The sequence below is a fragment of the Streptosporangium sp. G11 genome, from assembly GCF_051192615.1.
GTDB lineage: Bacteria > Actinomycetota > Actinomycetes > Streptosporangiales > Streptosporangiaceae > Streptosporangium.
Genome location: NZ_JBPJUQ010000272.1, coordinates 1 through 1,566 on the forward strand (window position 1 = coordinate 1; position 1,566 = coordinate 1,566).

Annotated in this window: 1 protein-coding gene; it reads right to left on the reverse strand. The window is 72.2% G+C overall.

Translation table 11 applies throughout. The annotated features are described in order from the left end of the window. A partial coding sequence (locus ACSDR0_RS50480; RefSeq protein WP_435296111.1) for an acyltransferase domain-containing protein occupies positions 1–1,566 on the reverse strand: 1,566 nt, incomplete at both ends.

The window sequence follows — 1,566 nt, forward strand, 5'->3', positions numbered from 1 at the left end:
CAGCCAGTAGTGGCGGTGCTGGAAGGCGTAGGTCGGCAGCTCCACCCGGCGCGGCCCCTCGACCCCGGCCGCGCTCGCCGCGTCGGCGAAGAAGGTCTCCCAATCGACGGTCACACCCCGCGCGTGCAGCGCGCCCAGCGCCGCGACCAGCTCGGAGGCCTCGCCACGATCACGCCGCAGCATCGGCACGAACGCGGCGTCGGCGTCGCCGGTGAGGCATTCCTGGCCCATCGCCGACAGCACCGCGTCCGGACCCGCCTCCACGAACGTGCCCACCCCGGCCGCCTCCAACGCGGCGATCCCATCGGCGAACCGCACCGCCTGACGCACATGCCGCACCCAATACTCCGCCGTGCCCAACTCCTCCCCCGCCAACGCCCCCGACACATTCGAGACCACCGCGATCCGCGCCGGAGCATACGAGACCTTCTCCGCCACCGCCCGGAAGTCCGCCAGCATCGCCTCCATCCGCGGCGAATGGAACGCGTGACTGACCCGCAACCGACGACTCTTACGCCCCAGAGCAGTGAAATGCTCCGCCACCCGCGCGACCGCGTCCTCATCGCCCGACACCACCACCGAGACCGGACCGTTCAACGCCGCGATCCCCACCCGCGCCCCGTCCGCGTCCACCCGCGACAACACCTCCAGGACTTCCGCCTCGCTCGCTTGCAGAGCGACCATCGACCCGCCCTCGGGCAGCGCCTGCATCAACCGGCCCCGCGCCGCCACCAACACACACGCGTCCTCCAGCGACACCACCCCCGCCACATGCGCCGCGACCAACTCCCCGATCGAATGACCCAGCAGATAGTCCGCCCGCACCCCCCACCCCTCCAACACCCGAAACAGCGCCACCTCCACCGCGAACAACGCCGCCTGCGTGTACGCCGTCCGATCCAGCAACGCCGCCGCCTCAGAACCCTCCTCGGCGAACAACACCTCACCCAGCGGACGCTCCAGCAACCCGTCGAACCGGCCGCAGATCTCCTCCACCACCGCCGCGAACCCCGGAACCACCCGGCACAGCTCCCGCCCCATCCCCACCCGCTGCGAACCCTGACCCGAGAACAACACCGCCAACCGGCCATCCCCCACCCGGCCCCGCACCACACCCGCAGCCGTACTCGCGGTGTCCTCGGCCAGCGCCGACAACCCCCGCACCAACCCCGCACGATCCCCACCCACCACCACCGCACGATGGTCGAAGGCGGACCTGCCGGTGGCCAGCGAGTACGCGGCATCCAGCGTCCCGAGGTCCTCGCGCTCCTCCACGAACGCCGCCAGACGCGCCGCCTGCGCCCGCAGCGCCTCCTCACTACGCGCCGACACCAGGATCGGCAGCGGCGTCTCCCCGGCGAGCTCCGCCACCGGGACGGGCAGGCCCGCGTCGGCGTCCACGCCGGTGTCCGCGCCGGTGTCCGTGGGGGCCTGCTCGATGATGACGTGGGCGTTGGTGCCGCTGATACCGAAACCGGAGATCCCCGCGCGGCGCGGGTGGCCGTTCTCGGGCCACTGGACCGGCTCGGTCAGCAGCGACACCGCGCCCGCCGACCAGTCGACGTG